Below are 1,313 nucleotides of genomic sequence, written 5' to 3'. Positions count from 1 at the left end.
TGAACTGAACAAGGGAAATGAGCGGTATCCTGCCAGACAGGATACCGACATTCACGAGGTTTCGATGGTTAGTGCGCCGCATCGGAGCGGGCCTGCTACCAGTCGTCGGTTAGACGACTGGCGACTTCTCGGTGGCAGCCCCACGGAGCCGAAGGAGCACCAGCCCCAACGAAACCAGTACCGCCATCGCCGTGGCGTAACAGATCACGGGCCACGCTGTGTCACCGTTTAAAAGTGCCACCGCCAATGTCCCGACAATGCTGACTATCAGGCTTTGAACGCAGAAGTAGAACGCGACCGCTGATCCCGCGATGTCGTCGAACTCTGCCAAAGCGCCGTTCGCGGTAACGGACACCGTGAAGACAATACCGACCGCGACAACCCACATCGGTAGGATGAAGGTGAGGAATGACGGCGAGCCGTAAAGTTCGCCGATCCCCAACAGGACCGCTCCGCAAACAAGCAACGCCATCCCACGCGCCACGCATCCTGCGATGCCCCATCTGGCGACAAAGGACTTCGCGAAACGGGTTGTCACGATCATTACAAGCGCGACAGTGGCGAAGGCAAAGCTGAATCCGATCTCGGAATATTCCGCTTGGCCTATGAGCACACGGGGAGCCGTCGAGAAGAAGACGAAGTAGGTGCCCATACCGGCGCTAAAGCCGACAGTGTAAACCCAAAAAGCCGGACTCGCGAAGATCGGCAAGACAGATCGGCGCGTCTTGACTTGATCCAGAGGGCGGGTTTCGTGCCACCTGAAACCCGCATTTAGGAGTGCGAGCATCGCCAGTATAGCCAAAGTAATGAATATCGCCTGCCATCCCAAGAACTCGCCGATCAATACTCCGGCGATAGGGCCGAGCGCAGGCACGAACGCCAGCATCGAACTGAAAAGGCCGTAGATGACGACACCCTCAGGACGGTTGGCATAAACGTCGCGAACCGTCGCGAACGTCGCCACCAGCATGGCCGACGCGCCCACTGCTTGAAGTAGACGGAAAGCGACAAAGGCCGGTGCAGTTGAAGACCAAGCTGCTCCCAGAGACGCAATGACGAAAGCCGTTGCGCCCGCAAGTAGAATTGGCCGTCGCCCGATTCTGTCTGAGAGCGGACCAAAAATCACCTGGCCCACGCCGAGCATCACCATATAGAGGCTCAACGTGAGTTGGATCATAGCGGGCGTCGTGTTCAGGATGCCGGGCATCGCTGGAACGACAGGGAGATAAATATCCATCGCCAGTGAAGCGAGGATGTCGAAAGGAGCCATCAGCAGCAGTGCTGCCGGCAGCGTATAGGCCCACGCGGGGCGT

Annotated in this window: 1 protein-coding gene and 1 pseudogene; both read right to left on the bottom strand. The window is 58.3% G+C overall.

Translation table 11 applies throughout. The annotated features are described in order from the left end of the window. Positions 1-82 (bottom strand): annotated as a pseudogene (locus FTV37_RS18065) (LysR family transcriptional regulator); the annotation flags it as partial. A gap of 27 nt (positions 83-109) precedes the next feature. After that, a partial coding sequence (gene floR / locus FTV37_RS17480) for a chloramphenicol/florfenicol efflux MFS transporter FloR (protein WP_218947021.1) occupies positions 110-1,313 on the bottom strand: 1,204 nt, incomplete at its 5' end.

Source organism: Acinetobacter sp. YH16042, from assembly GCF_013417245.1.
Classification (GTDB): domain Bacteria; phylum Pseudomonadota; class Gammaproteobacteria; order Pseudomonadales; family Moraxellaceae; genus Acinetobacter; species Acinetobacter amyesii.
This window is presented reverse-complemented; position numbering and strand designations above follow the sequence as displayed.